At 71.0% G+C, this 17,601-nt stretch carries 18 protein-coding genes; 7 read left to right on the forward strand and 11 right to left on the reverse strand.

Annotation, left to right across the window (positions count from 1 at the left end; translation table 11 throughout):
* Positions 1-104 precede the first annotated feature (104 nt).
* On the forward strand, positions 105-806 hold the full coding sequence (locus CAP_RS09435; protein WP_044238789.1) for a hypothetical protein: 702 nt from the start codon (positions 105-107) through the stop codon (positions 804-806).
* 773 nt (positions 807-1,579) lie between these two features.
* Here the strand turns inward: CAP_RS09435 and CAP_RS09440 are convergent.
* A complete protein-coding gene (locus CAP_RS09440; RefSeq protein ID WP_044238792.1) occupies positions 1,580-3,364 on the reverse strand; it encodes a hypothetical protein in 1,785 nt (594 codons plus the stop codon).
* A gap of 73 nt (positions 3,365-3,437) precedes the next feature.
* Between CAP_RS09440 and CAP_RS44110 the strand changes: the two genes are divergently transcribed.
* Positions 3,438-3,998, forward strand: coding sequence for an FKBP-type peptidyl-prolyl cis-trans isomerase (locus CAP_RS44110; RefSeq protein ID WP_052374612.1), 561 nt, complete (start codon positions 3,438-3,440; stop codon positions 3,996-3,998).
* Between the two features lie 109 nt (positions 3,999-4,107).
* Here the strand turns inward: CAP_RS44110 and CAP_RS09450 are convergent, their stop codons facing one another.
* Together CAP_RS09450 and CAP_RS09455 are read right to left on the reverse strand one after the other, a co-directional pair.
* Positions 4,108-4,965, reverse strand: a complete 858-nt coding sequence (locus tag CAP_RS09450; RefSeq protein WP_044238794.1) for a serine/threonine-protein kinase — start codon at positions 4,963-4,965, stop codon at positions 4,108-4,110.
* Between the two features lie 219 nt (positions 4,966-5,184).
* Positions 5,185-5,622: a tellurite resistance TerB family protein gene (locus CAP_RS09455; RefSeq protein ID WP_197041095.1), complete on the reverse strand. Its 438-nt coding sequence runs from the start codon at positions 5,620-5,622 to the stop codon at positions 5,185-5,187.
* A 180-nt stretch (positions 5,623-5,802) separates the two neighbouring features.
* Between CAP_RS09455 and CAP_RS09460 the strand changes: the two genes are divergently transcribed.
* Both CAP_RS09460 and modA read left to right on the forward strand, forming a co-directional pair.
* Positions 5,803-6,423, forward strand: coding sequence for a tetratricopeptide repeat protein (locus tag CAP_RS09460; RefSeq protein ID WP_052374614.1), 621 nt, complete (start codon positions 5,803-5,805; stop codon positions 6,421-6,423).
* 101 nt (positions 6,424-6,524) lie between these two features.
* Positions 6,525-7,325: a molybdate ABC transporter substrate-binding protein gene (gene modA / locus CAP_RS09465; RefSeq protein WP_081864716.1), complete on the forward strand. Its 801-nt coding sequence runs from the start codon at positions 6,525-6,527 to the stop codon at positions 7,323-7,325.
* Between the two features lie 108 nt (positions 7,326-7,433).
* Here the strand turns inward: modA and CAP_RS09470 are convergent, their stop codons facing one another.
* Positions 7,434-7,805, reverse strand: a complete 372-nt coding sequence (locus CAP_RS09470) for a hypothetical protein (protein WP_231511253.1) — start codon at positions 7,803-7,805, stop codon at positions 7,434-7,436.
* Positions 7,806-8,126: 321 nt separating this feature from the next.
* Positions 8,127-8,441, reverse strand: a complete 315-nt coding sequence (locus tag CAP_RS09475) for a hypothetical protein (protein ID WP_063748662.1) — start codon at positions 8,439-8,441, stop codon at positions 8,127-8,129.
* Positions 8,442-8,704: 263 nt separating this feature from the next.
* Between CAP_RS09475 and CAP_RS09480 the strand changes: the two genes are divergently transcribed.
* A complete protein-coding gene (locus CAP_RS09480) occupies positions 8,705-9,415 on the forward strand; it encodes a nucleotidyltransferase family protein (RefSeq protein WP_044238798.1) in 711 nt (236 codons plus the stop codon).
* 163 nt (positions 9,416-9,578) lie between these two features.
* Here CAP_RS09480 and CAP_RS09485 read toward each other — a convergent pair whose 3' ends face one another.
* Genes CAP_RS09485 through CAP_RS09495 form a run of 3 tightly spaced genes read right to left on the reverse strand, consistent with a single transcriptional unit; the run spans position 9,579 to position 12,199 of the window.
* Positions 9,579-10,742: a DegT/DnrJ/EryC1/StrS family aminotransferase gene (locus tag CAP_RS09485; RefSeq protein ID WP_044239001.1), complete on the reverse strand. Its 1,164-nt coding sequence runs from the start codon at positions 10,740-10,742 to the stop codon at positions 9,579-9,581.
* A gap of 16 nt (positions 10,743-10,758) precedes the next feature.
* Positions 10,759-11,757, reverse strand: a complete 999-nt coding sequence (locus CAP_RS09490) for a GDP-mannose 4,6-dehydratase (protein ID WP_044239005.1) — start codon at positions 11,755-11,757, stop codon at positions 10,759-10,761.
* 40 nt (positions 11,758-11,797) lie between these two features.
* Entirely contained in the window at positions 11,798-12,199 is a 402-nt protein-coding gene (locus CAP_RS09495; protein WP_044238801.1) for a hypothetical protein, read from the reverse strand.
* Between the two features lie 76 nt (positions 12,200-12,275).
* Here CAP_RS09495 and CAP_RS09500 point away from each other — a divergent pair, with 76 nt between their 5' ends.
* The gene (locus CAP_RS09500; protein WP_044239007.1) at positions 12,276-13,124 is read left to right on the forward strand and encodes an endonuclease/exonuclease/phosphatase family protein; all 849 of its coding nucleotides are present in this window, start codon (positions 12,276-12,278) and stop codon (positions 13,122-13,124) included.
* Between the two features lie 47 nt (positions 13,125-13,171).
* Here CAP_RS09500 and CAP_RS09505 read toward each other — a convergent pair whose 3' ends face one another.
* On the reverse strand, positions 13,172-13,960 hold the full coding sequence (locus CAP_RS09505; RefSeq protein ID WP_044239009.1) for an enoyl-CoA hydratase: 789 nt from the start codon (positions 13,958-13,960) through the stop codon (positions 13,172-13,174).
* A 29-nt stretch (positions 13,961-13,989) separates the two neighbouring features.
* The gene (gene mazG, locus CAP_RS09510; protein WP_081864726.1) at positions 13,990-14,913 is read right to left on the reverse strand and encodes a nucleoside triphosphate pyrophosphohydrolase; all 924 of its coding nucleotides are present in this window, start codon (positions 14,911-14,913) and stop codon (positions 13,990-13,992) included.
* 615 nt (positions 14,914-15,528) lie between these two features.
* Here mazG and CAP_RS09515 point away from each other — a divergent pair.
* A complete protein-coding gene (locus tag CAP_RS09515) occupies positions 15,529-16,668 on the forward strand; it encodes a CgeB family protein (protein WP_044239013.1) in 1,140 nt (379 codons plus the stop codon).
* Here CAP_RS09515 and CAP_RS09520 read toward each other — a convergent pair whose 3' ends face one another.
* A complete protein-coding gene (locus CAP_RS09520) occupies positions 16,669-17,559 on the reverse strand; it encodes a LolA family protein (RefSeq protein WP_044238804.1) in 891 nt (296 codons plus the stop codon). It abuts the gene before it with no gap.
* Between the last annotated feature and the right edge of the window lie 42 nt (positions 17,560-17,601).

Below are 17,601 nucleotides of genomic sequence, written 5' to 3' on the forward strand. Positions count from 1 at the left end.
CCGTGTATCATGCCGCCAGACGGCGCGAGGGCCCCGCGTCCGGCACCTGCGCAACGCGGGGCCGTGGCCATGACCCCCCGAGCCCGTCGGGAGCGCTTGCACACATGGAACACGCTTCGTTCGCTTCGCGCTGGCTCCTTCCGGGGCTCCTCGTCGCCGCCACCACCGCCGTCGGCTGCAGCATCAGCGACTTCACGGAGGGCATGTTCTCCGGAGGCCAGACCCCGGGCGGCGAGGGCGGAAACGGCGGCGCGACCAGCTCGGGCACCATCGACCCGACCACCACCTCGACCACCAACAGCGGCACGCCCACCACCACCTCGGGTGGCGGCGAAGGCGGCACGGGCGGCGCAGGCACGACGACGACGACGACCACGACCACGACCACCTCGGGCGGCGGCACCCTCGACTGCGCCGGCGACACCTGCCCCCAGGGCGACGACAGCGCCTGCTGCTGGAACGACGGCGGTAACCAGGGCGCGTGCATCGATGGCCCCGCAGATCCGCAGACCTGCAACACGGGCGCCACGGGCTTCGACGGCCGCCGCACCCGCATCGAGTGTCAGCTCCCCTCTCACTGTCCGGCCGACACGGTGTGCTGCGCGACCCGGGTCTCGCTCGGAGGCAACAACGGCTACTACTCGCAGGTCGTCTGCACGGCCGAGGACGACTGCGAGCCCTCCGATGAGAACGGCAGCCTCTACATGCTCTGCGACCCCGCCAACGCGAACTGCCCCAACGCGAGGCCGAACTGCGCGGCGAGCTCGCTCCTCCCCACCGGCTACAACATCTGCCGCGGCAACTGACCGCTGCGCGCGTGGACAACGGACACGCTGCATCGCGCATCCTGACAGACCGACCGCGCGGTGAACACGCTCCTGCCTTCTGAGGCCCGCGGGCCACCCGGTCCCGAAGCCCCTCCTCCGGATCCCGAAGCCCCTCCTCCAGACCTGGATCCGTCTGCCCATCTCGCCGACAGCGCGGTCTGCGCCGCGGACCTGGGCACCTCGATGGCCGTTTCCCTTCCCGCCGCCGCCGTTTTCAACCCGGCGGTTTCTCAGTCAGCCTGCCTCACACGTGGCAGAGGTGTCGTCGGTTGCCAACACGACCGCTCCCCCGCGGGGACAGGTGCGGGCGGACGCCTCCGCCTCCTCCCCACCGCGGGAACAGGTGCAGTCGGCGTCCCCCACCCGTTCCATCGCGGGAACAGGTGCGGGAGGTGCCGACCGACGGACGTGTTTCCCCGGGAATCCGGTACGGAGGAGAAGGCCGACCGCACCCTTTCCACCACCGGAGAGGGAACGTCGGTCGCCGACCGCACCCTTTCCACCGCGGGAGCAGGCGCGGGGGGCACCGACCGCACCCTTTCCACCGCCGGAACAGGTGGGAGAGCGCCGCCTTACCGCTTCCACCGCGGGAACGTGCACGTCGGCGGACGCCGGCCCACGCTCTCCCGCAGCGGGAATGAGGCAGGAGGAAACCGACGTACCCCCTTCCACGCCGCACCTCCCCGGAAGCGGACACCGACGTACCCCCTTCCACGCCGCACCTCCCCGGAAGCGGCTTCCTCCCGCGCCGCTCACCGCGGGGGAGGCGCGACCCGACCCGGTTCGACCACCATGTCCGGGGGCAGCTCACCCTCCAGGGGAAGATCGAGCTTCAGGCCCTCGTGCACGGGCAGGGTGGCGTCGATCTTCCACTCGCGTACGCCCGCGTCTCCGCCCTCTCGCACCTCCCGCAGGACGGCCCCGGTGTAGGACATCGCGCTCGCGTTGAACACGCACACCCCGAGTCGGTCACCGCGCTGGGTGGCGCCGCAGGGGATGACGGGCGCTGCTGCCCGGCGGATGCGGTCGAGGGTCTCTTCTTCCTGGGCGTTCGACCCGCCCCCGAGTTCGCCGAGCGCGTCGGGGGCGCGCGGGTCGCGGTGGTAGGCGAGCATCTTGGCCGCGTGGATCCGGACCGCGCGGGAGCGGGCACGGGTCAGCTCCACGTAGGCTTCCGGCGGGGCCGCTTCGCCAGGGAGAGGGCCCACGACGCCGGGCTCCACCTTGATCTCCGTGCCGGGCGCCTCCACGTGCCACTTCACGGCGCGGGCCGGGCGCAGGAGGCCCTCGTAGAAGAGACCGCGCTCGGTGATGCCGGTGCGTCGGTTGCCCGCGTCGCGGCGGGCGAAGGTGAGGAGCACCCGCACGTCGCGGAGCGGCTCCGCGCCGTTGTTGACCACGGCGAGATCGAAGGCGTACTCGCCGTCCTCGTCGGGCGCGACGGCGCCGCTCGTGTCGTCGGGCCCGCTCCCGAAGAAGAGGCTCAGGTGCGGCACGCCGTCGCGCCAGAGGAGCGAGTCGGCGCGCTCGCACAGGCAGCGCGGAAGCGAAGGCTCGATGGGCGCGAGCGCCGCCGGATCGAGGTCGGACCAGCGGCGGGCCCGCGCGAGCGCAGTGGGCCCCACCCGGTCGATGGTGGCGAGCGGCGTCGGCGCGCGGGGCGTGGCGAAGCGCTGCACGAAGGCGAGCGTCGCCACCACGAAGACCGCCACGATCGCGACCGGGACGAGGGCGCGCGGGCGCGCGAAGATCCCCTCGTCGGCGACGCCAGGCGGCGGCGGCGGCGGTGGCGCAGGAGGGAGGTTCGAGGCCCCCGGAGCGAACGGCGGCGGCAGCGGCGGGGGGCGCACGTTCGAGGTCCCCGGAGTGAACGGCGGTGGCGACGGCGGGGGCCCTGCGACGGTCCGGGGGTGCACGCCCACGGGAGGCGCGGCGAAGAAGCCCATGCGGCGTGAGAGTTCGGCCTCCAGGGCGTCGCGTCGGCGATCCGAGTTCGGGCCTCCCCAGGTGAGGGCGCGGACCAGCACCCGCAGCGCGAACCAGGCGACGGCCGCGACGACCGCGGCGAGCGAGGCGACGCCGAGGGGGCCGCTCACGAGGTCTGCGGGCGCGGCGAGCGCGGTGACGACGCCGAGCGGCAGCGGCGCGGCGAGGCTCGCGACGTGCGCGCGCTGGCGGGCCTGGTAGGCGCGGGCCAGGGTGTCCACCGGCGCCTCGGTGAAGCGGGTCAGGGTGAAGCGGTTGTAGGGCGCGCACGCCTCTGGATCGAGCGCCAGGCACAGGGCGCGACCCCGCCGGAACAGGGCGCGGATCGCGGGGTACGGGACCTCGACGCCGAGGCTCTCCACCACGGCGCCAGGCGCGAACCCCGAGGCGCCATGCCAGGCCACGAGCAGGAGGTCGATGTGGAGCCGTTGCTCGCCGCACGTGAACCGCACGGCCCCCACCGCGTTGGCGCGGGCCTCGGCGATGGCGAGGGCCGTGAACTGCACGCCCTGGATCGGAACGCCGTGCGTGCGCGGAGGAAGGGGCAGCATCCTGCTGCCGCGTACCCTACATCAGGCGCAGGCCCTTGATCGGCCCCGCAGGGCCGCTTAAAGACGGGGGGGCATGAAGATCCTCGCGCTTGCCCGCCTCGCGGCGTGTGCCGCCATGCTGCTCCCCCTCGCCGGCTGCGACCGGAAGGTCCCCGAGCCCGAGCCGGATCCGAGCCGGCCGGTGATCCCGCGATCGGTGGTCGAGGTGCCCGAGCCGGCCACGCTCGAGAAGGAAGACGTCGTCGTCGGCGCCGGGGCCGAGGCGAAGGAGGGCGACCTGGTGCGCGTGCACTACACGGGCCGCCTGAAGAAGAACAACGCGCAGTTCGACTCGTCGGTGGGTCGCGATCCGCTCAAGTTCACGATCGGCAAGAGCGAGGTGATCAAGGGCTGGGAGGAAGGCATCGCCGGCATGAAGGTGGGCGGCAAGCGCAAGCTCACCATCCCCTCGCGCCTCGGCTACGGCGACGCCGGGAGCCCGCCGAAGATCCCCCCCAAGGCGACGCTGCTGTTCGACGTGGAGCTGATCGGGATCGGCGAGGAAGCCGCGCCCGCCCCGAGCGGTTCGGCCAAGGCCGGCAAGAAGCCCGCCCCCACCCCGAAGAAGCCCGCCGCCAGCAAAGCCTCCGAGTGATCGCGGCGCCGTGATCGCGGCGCTCTCTGACCAGGGGGCGGCGGCGCTCTCTGACCAGGCGGCGCCCAGGGGCGATAGGGGGCGTCAGGAGACGCTCGGCGGCCTGCGGTCACAGCCAGCGGAGCTGGCGCATGTCCTCCCAGGCGTCGCGGGCGGAGAGGTAGCGGTAGGTGTCGCGGCGGCGGAGGAGCTTGGCGATGATGTTGCCGATGCCGGTGCCGAGGGCCTCCGCCTTCTGGCGCGGCGTGCCCTCCGCGATCTGCCGGGCGACTTCCTCGTAGGGGACGTTCACGTCGATCGCGTTCTGGCCGGTGTGCATCTGGAACATCAGGAGGCCGAGCTGGTAGAGGTCGCTCTGCGCGGTGGTGTACCCGGCGGTCACCAGCTCCGGCACCAGGATCTTGGGGTTGGCCACCTGGGGGCGGTACCAGCGGCGGTTGCCGTCGAGCTGCTGGGCCACGCCGAAGTCGGTGAGCTTGACGATGGGGGCGCGATCGAGCTGCGAGATGAGCACGTTGCCGGCGTGCAGATCGGCGTGCACGAGGCCGTTGTCGTGCAGGTACTGCAGCGTCATCAGGAGCTGGCGCGACAGCTCGACGAGCAGCGCGGGCTGGAGGGGATGACCGAGCAGCGCGCGCAGGCTGGTGTCGCAGCGCTCGAGGGCCAGGTAGAAGAGGTAGTTCTCCTCGAAGGCGTCGTGGATGTAGACGATGTTCGGGTGCCGGAAGCTGTCGAGGCGGTGCATCTCCCGCGACCACTCTTCCTTCACCACGTGGTACGGCTTGTTGGCCGGACGCAGCATCTTGAGGGCGTAGGGCTGGTCGAAGGGGCCGACGCACTCGTAGACGGAGCCGTACTGCCCATCGCCGATGAGCTGCCCGACCACGTACGTGCCACGCGAGGACGTGAGGTGCGCCCCCGGGATGGGAAACGGGATGAGGAACGAACCGGTGGTCGACCAGCTCACGGGAGTCCTCCCATGCTAACCCCAAATCGCGCAGCGCGGGCGGTCGTCGTCACTCCCTCCAGCCGGCGCGGGGGGAAGTCGCGTGCCGCCGGGCCGCGGCGCGGGCCTCAGGGCTGCGCGGCACCGCGATCCCGCGTGCGCTGCGGCGCGTAGTGCACGCTGCAGCGCCGGGCCCATGGCCACCCGGGAGGCCTGGCGCGGGGGTCGCGCGGTGCGCGGTCAGGTCGGCGCGTGCTGCGCGACGAGGTCCGCGGCTTCGTCGCGGGAGATCTCAAGAGCGTCGGCCATCTCCAGGAGAGCCTCACGCTCGGTGGTCCGGATGATCCCATCGGCGACGATGACCGCCACCACGAGGGAGAGGCCCACCTTGCGCAGGGCGATGGACTCCAGGCGCTCCCGGATGGAGGCGAGGCGCACGTCGCGGCCGTCCTTGCGCAGATCGGCCTCGAAGCGCGCGACGAGGCGATCGAGGCTCGACCCGGAGATCTGGCGGTCGGTGAGCGACTCGACGCTGCTGAGGAAGTGGGCGCGCTCCTCCTTGCTGAAATCGCCGTCGGCCGAGGCGGCGAGGTACATCAGCTCGACCATCGCCTGGAGCCGGGGCTCGCCGAACGCGCGCAGCGAGGGGGGCATGGACGGGGGCATCGATGCGGACATCTCTCGCGTGTACACCGGGCATGAGCGCGGGACCAGGGACATGGACCCCTGGGCAGGCGCCGGGGGTGTGTCATAACTGACCCCATGCGGGCCTTTCCCTGTGTCTTGGCGGCGACGGCTTGGACTGCGCTCCTGGGGTGCGCAGCGCAGCGCGCAGAGGGAGGAAACCGCGGCGGGAGCGTGCCGCAGGCGACGGTCGCCGCCGAGGCGCGGGTGGCGACCCCTGCCGAGCCCGAAGCACCACCTTCCCTGCCCTTCCACCTGCCCTGCGAGGCCACGGACCTCGTGGGCTGTACGGACGGATGCGCCGCGCACCACGTGGAGGACTGCGTGACGCTCGGGGCGATGTACCTGCGCGGTGACGTGGTCTCCATCGACACCGAGCGCGCGACGGGTCTGTTCCGCGAGGCATGCTCGGTGGATAGCGCGCGCGGCTGCCTGCTGCTCGGGGACGCGTACCACGCGGGCCTGCTCCAGGGCGCCGAGGAGGAGACGGTCGCGTACCGGCGCTCCTGTGAGGCGGGGGCGAACCTCGGGTGCCTCGCGACGGGGCGGGCGTACCTGGAAGGCCGCGGCGTCGGCGCCGACGCGGTCTTCGCCGCGCAGCTCTTCCGGCGGGTCTGCGCCCTGGGGAACGCGCCGGCATGCGTGGAGCTGGGCCACCTGCACGCGCATGGAGAAGGTGTGCCGCGGGATCAGGACAAGGCGCTGGAGCTGTACACGAAGGCCTGCAAGCTGGGCCTGGACGAGGGGTGCCTGCTGGCGAGCCACACCGGCGAGGTGCTGCCGCCACGGGAGTGAGCGCAAGAGCGCGGGAGCGCGGGAGCGCGGGAGCGCGGGAGCGCGGGAGCGCGGGAGCGCGGGAGCGCGGGAGCGCGGGAGCGCGAAAGGCAAGCAGGAGCATGAAGGACGCGGGGAGACACGCGGGGGCGAGGTGGCCAGGCGTCGTGATGGCGCTGGTCGCGGCGGTGCTCTCGGTCGTGGGCGGTGGAGCTTGCAAGCGCGAGGAGGCGAAGCGCGAGGTGACGCTGGGGGTGGCAGCGAGCCTGCGCCAGGCGATGCCGGAGCTGGTGAAGGCGTACGAGCGTGAGCACCCGGGGGTGACGATCAAGGCGACCTACGGCGCGTCGGGGAGCCTCCAGAAGCAGGTGGAAGGAGGGGCGCCGCTCGACGGGGTGGTGTTCGCCAGCGCGGCGCCCGTGGATGCGCTGATCGCGCGCGGGTTGTCGGACGGGGCGACGCGGCGGGTGCTGGCGACGAACACGCTGGTGCTCATCGGTCCCGCAGGCGGGAAGCCGGTGACGCTGACGACGCTAGGGTCGCTGCCTCCGGGAGAGCGCATCGCGCTCGGAGAGCCGGAGACGGTGCCGGCGGGGCAGTACGCGAAGGAGGCGCTGCAGAAGCTCGGGACGTGGGAGGGGCTCAGAGAGCGGCTGGTGTACGGAGGAGACGTGGCGGCGGTGCTGGCGTACGCGAAGCGGGGCGAGGTGGCCGCGGCGTTCGTGTACCGCTCGGAGGTGCGGAGCGTGGAAGGGGTGGTCGTGCTCGACGAGGTGAGCCGGGCCGTGCTGCCGCGGGTGGAGGTGGTGGCAGCGACCGTGAGCCGGGCTCAGGGCGCCCCGGAGGCGGGCGCGTTCCTGGAGCACTGCGGGTCAGCGGCGGGGCAGCAGACGCTCGCGGCGTTCGGGTTCGGGCCGCCCTGACGCGCAGTCAGCGGGCGCGGGCGCGCTGGTGAGGGGCGCGGTCAGCGGGTTCGGGAAGCTGGTGAGGGGCGTGGTCAGCGGGCGCGGGCGCGCTGGTGAGGGGCGCGGTCAGCGGGCGCGGGCGCGCTGGGCGATGTCGAGGGCGGTGGTGATCATCGCGGCGAGGGTGGGATCGGGGACGTCCTCGGAGGGGAGGACGACGAGCTCGGCACCGACGCGACGGGACAGCTCGACGAAGCCCTCGGGATCGAAGGTGCGCACGTCCTCGGTCATGATGATCGCGAGGGGCATGAGCCAGGCGGCGGTGCCGCGCAAGGACACCATGTCGCAGTCGACGAGTTCGGGGCCTTCGACGAAGAGGATGCGACGGCAGCGCTCGGTGAGGGCTTCGCTGGCGCTGACGAGCAGCACGACAGGGCTCGTGGTGGGCCTTCGCCGACGCCCGGCAGGTCGGGTGGGGAGGTCACGTGTGCTGGTCATAGGAGGACTTTACGGCGATGTTGCTGGCGGCGTCAGCACGTCAGGCGCGACGGCATTCACCTTGTCAGCGCGTTTGCTGGCGCGTCCGCCAGCGCGCCAGCCGGCACGCGTGCCGGTACGTTCGCCGGCGGATCCCCCCCCGGCGGACTTGCCGGTGCGTATGCCCGGCGACGTTACCGGCAACATTGCCGGCGTCCCCTGTGGGCATGTCTCGTGCCATCCAGGAAACTCAACTTTTGCGCGGCTTCCGAGGGGGGTGCGCGTCGCGCTGTGGTCGGATTCGACCACGCCGCGCCCGGAAATGGGCATGGCTGGATGAGGTCATCGCGCGAGATGCGCGCGCGCATACGGAACGGGGCGGGGTGTGGAGGCGGTGCTGCATGGCGCAAGCACCACGTCGACCACGGGAGGCTCGGCGGCGCGCCGCTCGTCTTCGAGGGCGAGGTCCATCAGAAACGAGCCGAGCTCGTAGCGGAAGTCCTCCTCGCTCCGCTTTGACGCGTGCATGGCGAGGAGAGAGAGGATGCTGCCGATCCGCGCGGCCTCGACGTCGTCGGGGCAGGCACGAAAACGATCGGCGAGGCGACACAGGCTCTTGAACAGCGCGCCGCCCGGATGAGGCCCCGACCCGCACATGGCCAGGGTCCCGCTGCCTCGATAGATCGCGCGACGTGAACGCCGCGCCCTCGTCCCCTCTGCACCATGGCTGCGCATGACCTACTCCCGCCCGGCACACCGACTGGCGCCATACCAGCGACGAACCGGGCAATCACGGAATGAACCCTGGTATAGGTCGCGCGGGGGAATGGGTCAATGAAGCGGTACGGGGAGCGCGGGACAGCGATTTCCCGGTATCGTGCGACGAATCAACGCGACGAATCAACACGAGGCACTCCTCCATGAAGGCCGTTCTGCTCGCAGGTGGGAAAGGATCCCGTCTGCGTCCCTACACCGCATTGATCCCGAAGCCGCTCATGCCCATCGGCGATCACACGGTCGTCGAGATCCTGTTGCGTCAGCTCGCGAGGGCGGGCGTCACGGAAGTGCTGATGTGCGTCGGGCACCAGGCGGCGCTCATCGAGGGGGTGATCGGTGCCGGGGATCGTTATGGGTTGAAGATCGCTTACCGGCGGGAAGAGGAGCCCCTCGGGACGGTGGGGCCGCTGCGGGCCTACGCGAACGAGCTGCCGGAGCGCTTCCTGGTGATGAACGGGGACATCCTCTGCGATCTCGATTTCAAGGCGCTCTACGCGGCCGGGGAGCGCTCGGAAGCGCCGCTCACGGTGGCGGTGTGCGAGCGGACGTCGCGGGTCGATCTGGGGGTGCTCGATCTCGACGACGGGGGGCAGGTGGTGGGGTTCCGGGAGAAGCCGACGTACACGTTCTGGGTGAGCATGGGCATCTACGCGATGGGCCGCGAGGTGCTGCAGTTCATCCCGGAAGGGAGGCCGTTCGGGTTCGACGAGCTGATGGGCGCCCTGCTCGGGGCGAAGGCGCCCGTGGCGACGTTCCCGTTCCGCGGGCACTGGCTCGATATCGGGCGAAATGACGACTTCGCCGACGCGCAGAGCGAGTTCGAGCAGCACCGGGAGCGCTACCTGCCGGAGTGACGCGCAGGCGCGCAGACCGAGGGGGGGGTTGCGGCCGCCCCGCACCCCGCAGCTTGCGCGCGCGAGCGCGAGCGCGAGCGCGAGCGGAGCGCGAGCGGAGCGCGAGCGGAGCGCGAGCGCGAGCGGAGCGCGAGCGGAGCGCGAGCGCGAGCGGAGCGCGACGTCAGGTCGGGGAGGCGGCGTCGCGGAGGGAAGCTTCAAGGGACGCGCAGACGAGGTCGACGTCCTCGTCCTGCATGCGCGGGTAGAGGGGGAGGGTGAGCTCGCGGGGGGCGAGGGCGTCGGTGCGTTCGAGGCCGTCGCGGCGCACGAGGTCGGACGAGCCGTGGTGGGAGAAGAGGTGAATCGGGGGGTAGTGGACGCTGGTCTGGATGCCGCGGGCCTTCATCTGCTCCATGACGGGCTTGCGGGAGAGGCCCTCGGGGAGGAGGACCGGCATGAGGTGGTGGGCGCTCTCGCCCACGTCGCGCGCGTAGAAGTCGCGGTACGGGAGGACGAGGCCGGGGATGCCGGCGAGCTTCTCGTGGTAGCGGGCGGTGAGGGCGCGGCGGCGCTGGTTGCCCTCGGCGAGGCGCCCGAGCTGCACGACGCCGATGGCGCTGCGGAGCTCGTCGATGCGGTAGTTCATGCCCGCCTCGACGACGTCGTAGGAGAAGGCATGCCCTCGGTGGCGGTCGAGGGTGAGGGTGGTCATGCCGTGGGAGCGGAGCAGGCGCATGCGGGTGTGCAGGGCGTCGTCCCGGGAGGAGACGGCGCCCCCCTCGCCCACGGCGAGGTTCTTGTTGGAGAAGAAGCTGAAGCAGCCGATGTCGCCGAGGGTGCCGAGCTTCTCACCGCGCCAGGTGGCGAGCGGGGCGTGGGCCGCGTCCTCGACGATGGCGAGCTTGTGCTCGGCCGCGATGGCGCGGATGGCATCCATGTCGCAGGGGTAGCCGGCGTAGTGGACGACGGCGATGGCGCGGGTCTTCGGGGTGATCTTGCGGGCGACGTCGGCGGGGTCGAGGGAGAGGTCGTGCGCGCCGAGGACGTCGGCGAGGACCACGCTGGCGCCCGTGAGGAGGGCGGCGTTGGCGGTGGCGACGAAGGTGAGGCTCGGGCAGATCACCTCGTCGCCAGGTCCGATGCCGAGGGCGACGTAGGCGAGGTGGAGGGCGACGGTGCAGTTGGCGACGGCGAGGACGCGCGGCGTGCCGAGGGCCTCCCCGAAGCGGCGCTCGAACTCCAGGGTGCGGTCGCCCATGGTGAGCCAGCCAGAGTCGAGGACGCGCTGGGCGGCTTCACGCTCCTCGGGGCCGAAGGTCAGGTCGCTGAGGGGTACTTTCCACATGATCACACCGTGAGACTCAGATTGAATATTCCTCGGGGCGGTAGTCGGCGAGGTGCTGCTCGATGAAGGCGTAGGTGCGGGCGAGGCCCTGTTCGAGCGAGACCTTGGGCGCGTAGCCCACGAGATCGGCGGCGCGGCGGTTGTCCGCGAGGAGGACCATGACCTCGCTGGCATCAGGGCGGACGCGGGCGTCGTCGGTGACGAGATCGGCGCGGCGGCCGGTGACCTGGAAGATGATCTCGACGAGATCGCCGATGGAGACGGCGCGGCCGCTGCCCACGTTGAGGGTCTGGCCGATGGCGCGGGGATGGGAGCCCACGGCGAGGAAGCCGGCGACGGTGTCGGCGACGTAGTTGAGGTCGCGGATCGGGGTGAGGCTGCCGATGCGGAGGGTGGGCTTGCCGGTGGCGAGCTGCGCCATGACGGTGGGGATGACGGCGCGGGAGGACTGGCGGGGGCCGTAGGTGTTGAAGGGGCGGATGGTGGCGACCTCGAGGCCGAAGGAGAGGTGGTAGCTCTCGGCGAGCTTGTCGGCGCCGATCTTGGTGGCGGAGTAGGGGGACTGGCCGGTGAGCGGGTGGGCCTCGTCGATGGGGGTGTAGCGCGCGGAGCCGTAGGTCTCGCTCGTGGAGGTGTGGACGACGCGGGCGCCATGCTCGCGGGCCGCTTCGAGGACGTTGAGCGTGCCCTGCACGTTGGTGGCGACGTACTGGTGGGGGGCGACGTACGAGTAGGGGATGCCGATGAGGGCGGCGAGGTGGAAGACGACGTCGGAGCCCTTCACGAGGGCGCGGACGCAGGCGGCGTCCTCGACGTTGCCGAGGGAGACCTCGATCGCGCGGAGCACCTCGGGGGAGAGGCGATCGAGGTGCCCGCGGCGAGAGCCCGAGGTGTAGCGTACAAGCGCTTTGACCCGGGCGCCGGCGGCGACGAGCGCCTCGACGAGGTGACTGCCGATGAACCCGCCAGCGCCGGTGACGACGACGCGGCGACCTGCATAGAAGCTGTCGCTCACCGCGGCGTGCGTGACGCCTGGGCCGGCGGGCGTCAAGCGGCTACTCGATCTTGATCTGGTCGCTCGGCACCCGGCCCTCGTCCTCGGGAGTGCCTTTCTCGCGGTGCACGCAGAGGCCCTGCTTGCAGTAGACCTCGGGGGGCGCCTTGCAGTCGACCTTGGGCTCCTCGCACTTGCCGCCCTGGAACTTGTCGGCGAGGGGTTTGATCTTGTCGTGGTCGGCGTTGCTGAGGGGCTTGGCACATCCGGGCCACTCGCTCTGGCGGCAGTCGGCGTCGGCGTTGCAGTGGTGGGCCTTGTTCAGGATCTCGAAGGCCTCGCCGCGGAGCTTGTCGCACTCCTTGGGCTCCATCTTGTTCTCGCAGCCGGCGAGGAGCGCGAGCGCCGCGAGGGCGAGGGCGAGGGCGGAGAGGTGAGCGAGGGGACGTGTGAATGCGGTCATCCGGGATCCTCCGTGATCAGGTCCCCCTTCCTACCACGGGCTGGATCCGGGAGCGCACCTGGCGTAGCCCGTGTTCATGGATCGTCTGCGCGTGCTGACGCTGAACATCTGGAATCGGCAAGGGCCCTGGGAAGAGCGGCTGCATCTCATCCGCGCGGGGTTGCGCGAGCTCGCCCCGGATGTGGTGGGGCTCCAGGAGGTGCTGTCGGGCGGGGAGCGGTCGCAGGCGCACGAGATCGCCGAGGAGCTCGGGTACACCGTGGCGTTCGGGAAGGCCAGCACGGGGCGGAGCGGCGAGGCGTTCGGCAACGCGGTGCTGTCGCGGTGGCCGATGGTGCGGGAAGAGGTGTTCCCGCTGCCGACGGGGGAGCGCGATGAGCCGCGCTCGCTCTTGCTCGCGGAGATCGCGTCGCCCTGGGGGCGCCTCCCGGTGTTCGTGACGCACCTGAACTGGAGGTTCCACCACGGGGCGGTGCGGGAGCAGCAGGTGCAGGCGATCGCGGAGATCGTCCACCGAGAAGGGCCGGTGGATGCGCCCACGATCGCCGAGGCGCCGGAGCGGGAGGCGGGGTATCCGCCGATCCTGATGGGGGATCTCAACGCGCAGCCGGAGTCGGCGGAGGTGCGGTTCCTGAAGGGGCTGCAGTCGCTCGGGGGTCGGAGCACGTTCTTCTCGGACGCGTACGAGATCGCCGGGCACGGGCCGGGGTACACGTACGACGAGACGCGGAACACGTTCGCGGGGCCGCACCACGAGCACCCGCGGCGGATCGACTACGTGCTGGTGCGGGGGCCCGATCGGCTGGGGCGAGGGAAGCCGCTGGTGGCGCGGCTGGCGTTCCAGGACATCCACGCGGGGGTCACGGCGTCGGACCACTTCGGGGTGTACGCCGAGCTGTCGGTGGGGAGCGAGGCCGCCGGCTGAGGTGAGGGCAGGCTGGGGAGCGCCTCAGCGACCTCCGGGGGAGCGCCTCAGCGGCCCTGGAAGGAGGGTTCGCGCTTCTGAACCCAGGCGGCGACGCCTTCCATGCAGTCGTTGGAGCGCAGGCAGCGGAGCTGACCTTCCTTCTCGGCGTTGAGCGCGGCTTCGAGGCCACCGCCGAGGGCATCGCGGGTCGCGCGCTTCATGCCGGCCAGCGCGAGCGGGGGGCCGCTGGCGAGGGTCCTGGCGAGGTGCAGGGCGGTGGCGCCGAGCTCGGGGGGAGCCACGACGCGGTTGACGATGCCGTACTCCAGGGCGCGCGCCGCGGGGATGGTCTCGCCGAGCATCATGATCTCCATGGCGCGGGCGAGGCCGACGAGGCGCGGGAGCCAGAAGGTGCCGCCGCCGTCGGGCATGAGGCCGATCTTGACGAACTTCTCCTGGAAGTAGGCCTCGGTGGAGACGATGCGCAGGTCGCAGGCGAGGGCGAGGTCGCAGCCGAAACCCACGGAAGGGCCGTCGACCGCGGCGATGACGGGCTTGGGGGCGTAGGCGATGGCGCGGATCAGGCTGTGGTAGACGCCGAGGGTGACGTCGATCTCGTCGAGGACGTTGGGGTTGTCGACGAACGCAGACTTGAGGTCGGCGCCGGCACAGAAGGCGCCACCGGCGCCGGTGAGGATGACGGCGCGCACCTCGGGGTCGTCGGCGACCGCGCGGAGCTGGGTCGCGAGCGCCTCCAGGAGCGCCTTGTTGAGCGCGTTCTTGGCGCGGGGACGGTTCATGGTGAGCGTCGCGACTGCGCCGTCACGGGAGACGATCAGGACCTCTTCCGACATGGTGTTCTCCTCGCGCTTCATACCATGGATCAAGGGGCCTGCGGGTCCGCTTGCGTGCCCTCGGCAGGGGCTCCGGGAGCTACGGGCTCTCCTGGTTCTACGCGCGCCTCGACGCCCGCTTCGACGCGCTTGGCTTCTTCCCAGTAGCCGTCGAGCTCCGGGAGGGAGAGCGGGTCTTTGCCGCCGGGCCAGCCGCCGTGCTGGGTCACGACGCGCTGCTCGACGTGCTCGAAGCGGCGGGTGAACTTGCCGATGGTGCGGCCGAGCGCGGCTTCGGCGTCGATGCCGGCGTGGCGGGCGAGGTTCACGAGGGCGAAGAGGACGTCACCGAGCTCGGCCTCGGCGCTGTCGGCGTCGCCACTCGCGAGCGCCTCGTCGAGTTCGCGCAGCTCTTCTTCGACCTTGGCGCGGGAGCCGCGCTGGTCGGGCCAGTCGAAGCCGACCCGGGCCACCTTCTCGCCGATGCGCTGGGCGCGGGTGAGGGCAGGGAGGCTGCGGGGGACGCCGGAGAGGACGCCACCGTGGCCGGATGTCTTGCGCTCTGCCGCCTTGATGCGCTCCCAGTTCTGCAGGACGTCGTCCACGCCGTCCACGGAAGCATCGGCGAAGACGTGGGGGTGGCGACGGACGAGTTTGTCGCAGATGGCGGCGACCACGTCGTCAGGGCCGAACGCGCCCTCGGCGCGGGCCAGCTCCGCCTGGAACACGATCTGGAGCATCAGGTCGCCGAGTTCGCCGCACAGCTCGCGGCGATTGCCCCCGTCGATGGCGTCGATGACCTCGCAGGCCTCTTCGAGGACGTAGCGACGGAGGGTGGCGAAGGACTGCTCGCGATCCCAGGGGCACCCGTCGGGCGCGAGGAGCCGCTGCATCAGCTCGACAAGGCGGGGAAAGGTGGAGCCCGACTGCTGGTCGAGGGGCGGGGGCATGACCGGGTCGAAAGGGCGCGCCATCGCCGAGTACATACTGCGAACCCGGCCGGGAGGGGAATCGTCGAGGCGTGGACGGCAAGCTGAAGGTGAATGTCGGCAATGTGACAGCACGTCGTTTGCGACGTACCACTGCGACCAGATTGCGTTGCAACTTGGCGGCGCAATTTGTCGCCTCGCCTCACGAATGCGCTAGATACCCGCAGGGGGCCCGGCATCTCCGTGTGTCCAGCAGCAATGCGCGGCGCGGAGAGCGTGCGTGGACTGATTTACGCGTCGTCAGGGTGAGACGTCGGGCATTTCTGTATGACGAGTTCCGGGAGCGGCGCGGATGACGACGAATGAATGAAGCGCCGGGGCTGCCCGAGATTGCGTGGAGATTATCGACATGTTAATCGACCTGCGCAGGTCGTGGCCGCATCTCACGGCGACGCCCTGGAGGGGTCTCATCACCACGGTGACGCGCGCACGCTGCCCCGCCTTCCGTCGGCAGCGCGTCACGAAGGAGCGGCACGTTCTGGTGAACGAAAGCCGCGCACATTGGCACCTCGGCGCCCTTCCACCGGGCCCGAGCCGGACCGCCACGTCGAAGCGCGGTTCCCGTACCAAACCTCAACCTTCGACCGATTGCGCGAGATCATGAGCACAAAGAGCCTCCGCTATGTCTTTCTCGGACTCTCCCTCACCTCGTCCTGGGGGAATGGCCATGCCTCGGCTTACCGGGCGCTCCTCCGGGGCCTGCGGGCGCGAGGGCACAGCCTGCTGTTCCTGGAGCGGGATCTCCCTTGCCACGAGCAGCACCGGGATCTGCGGCGGCCTCCGTATGCAGAGGTAGGGCTGTACAGGAGCCTTGACGAGCTGCGCGATCGGTACGCGCAGGCGGTGCGCGAGGCGGCGCTGGTGGTGGTGGGGTCCGGTGTGCCCGAGGGGGCGCTCGTCGGGGCGTGGGTCACGGAAGAGGCCCGGGGAAGGGCGGCTTTCTATGACCTGGATACCCCGGTGACCCTGCGCAAGCTGGCGCTCGGCGACCACTCCGGCCTGACGCCACAGCTCATCGGGCGGTACGATCTCTACCTGTCCTTCACAGGGGGGCCCACCCTGTCGCTCCTGGAGCGCAAGTACGGCGCGCAGCGGGCGCGGCCGCTGTATTGCGGGGTCGATCCGGAGATGTACCACCCGGAGCCGGCAGAGCCGCGGTGGGATCTGGGGTATCTGGGGACGTACACGGAGGAGAAGCAGCAGGTGCTGGAGCGGTTGCTGCTCGAACCGGCGCGGCGATTTCGCAGGGGGCGGTTCGCGGTGGCGGGGTCGCAGTACCCGGCGTCGATTGCGTGGCCCGAGAACGTGCACCAGCTCGAGCACCTGACGCCAGAGAAGCACCGGGCGTTCTACAATGCGCAGCGGTTCACGCTGAACGTGACCCGGGGGGACATGGTCGAATCCGGATGGTCTCCCGGCGTGAGGTTGTTCGAGGCGGCGGCGTGCGGGACGCCCATCCTGACGGATCCATGGCCCGGGCTGGAGGCGTTCTTCCAGCCGGGCCGGGAGATCCTGCTCGTGCGCTCGACCGACGACGTGGTGCGCAGGGTGCGGGAGACGTTCGACTCGGAGCGGCTGGCGATCGCGCAGAGGGCGCGTCAGCGCATCTTCGCGGAGCACACGTCGTCGCACCGGGCGGAGACGCTCGAGAAGTACACGCTGGAGCTGCTGGACGAGGGGAGCCGGCAGCGCCTGAAGGTGGGCCGGGAGGCGCAGGTGGCGCTGCACCCGGAAGGCTGATCAGTCACGACATTCAACGAAGCGTCGGGATACACCACCCGGGACGGGCTGCCGGAAGCTGCCGGCGATGATCGGCGGGTTCCACTTGGCGTCCTTGTACTGGAAGATCACGTCGTCCTCGGTGTGAGGGGCGCGCATGCGGATGGAGTGGGGGATCTCGGCCCGGCACGCGCCGCCAATCGGAGGCACGGGGGGATCGATGCCATCGGGATCTTCGCGAGGCGGGGCGGTCGCGATGGGGCGATGGTTGCTCAACTCGGCGTGATAGAGGTCGACGCCGCGCTGGGTCACCCGGACGTCGAGGACGCGGATGCGCTGCTGTGCCCAGGGCTTGTCGAAATCGTCGGGGTGAACGCCGAGGTGGATCTCCTCGCTGGCGTCGCGGGTGCTGCCCAGAGAGAGGCGGTAGAAGCCGTCGCCATCCCAGCGGAGAGAGGTCTCGGCGGGGGTGTGCACGAGGACCGGCGCTTCGCCGCGGAGGAGCGAGACGAGGGCGTGGCCCGGGACGGGGACCTGGGTGAGGCGGGCGAGGTTGCAGGCGCTCGCCGGGCCGTGGAGGAACTGCTTCTCCTTCACGTCGAGGAGCTGGAAGACGGAGCCGTTCGAGGTGAGGGTGTAGAGGTTGGCGCCGAAGGGGCTGACGATGTCGAAGCGGACCCGGTCGGGGTTGACGGCGAGGATGTACACCTCGCCGCGGATGCGTCCGTGTGGCGAGAAGTGATCGATCTTCGCGGTCCCCTGGACGCCGTTGACGCACGCGGCAGAGGCCTCCATCCGGTCGAGGAGCGCGTCGCCCGTGGGGAACTGCGAGCGGGGTGGGCTGACGGAGGTGCAGCCGGTGATGAACGCGGCGAGGAGGGTCGCAGCGCAACAGATCGCGCGTTCACGCATGCGGCAGGACGCTGGCAAGGATCGCCGGTGACGTCAACCGGC

The organism is Chondromyces apiculatus DSM 436 (assembly GCF_000601485.1).
Lineage (GTDB): Bacteria > Myxococcota_A > Polyangia > Polyangiales > Polyangiaceae > Chondromyces > Chondromyces apiculatus.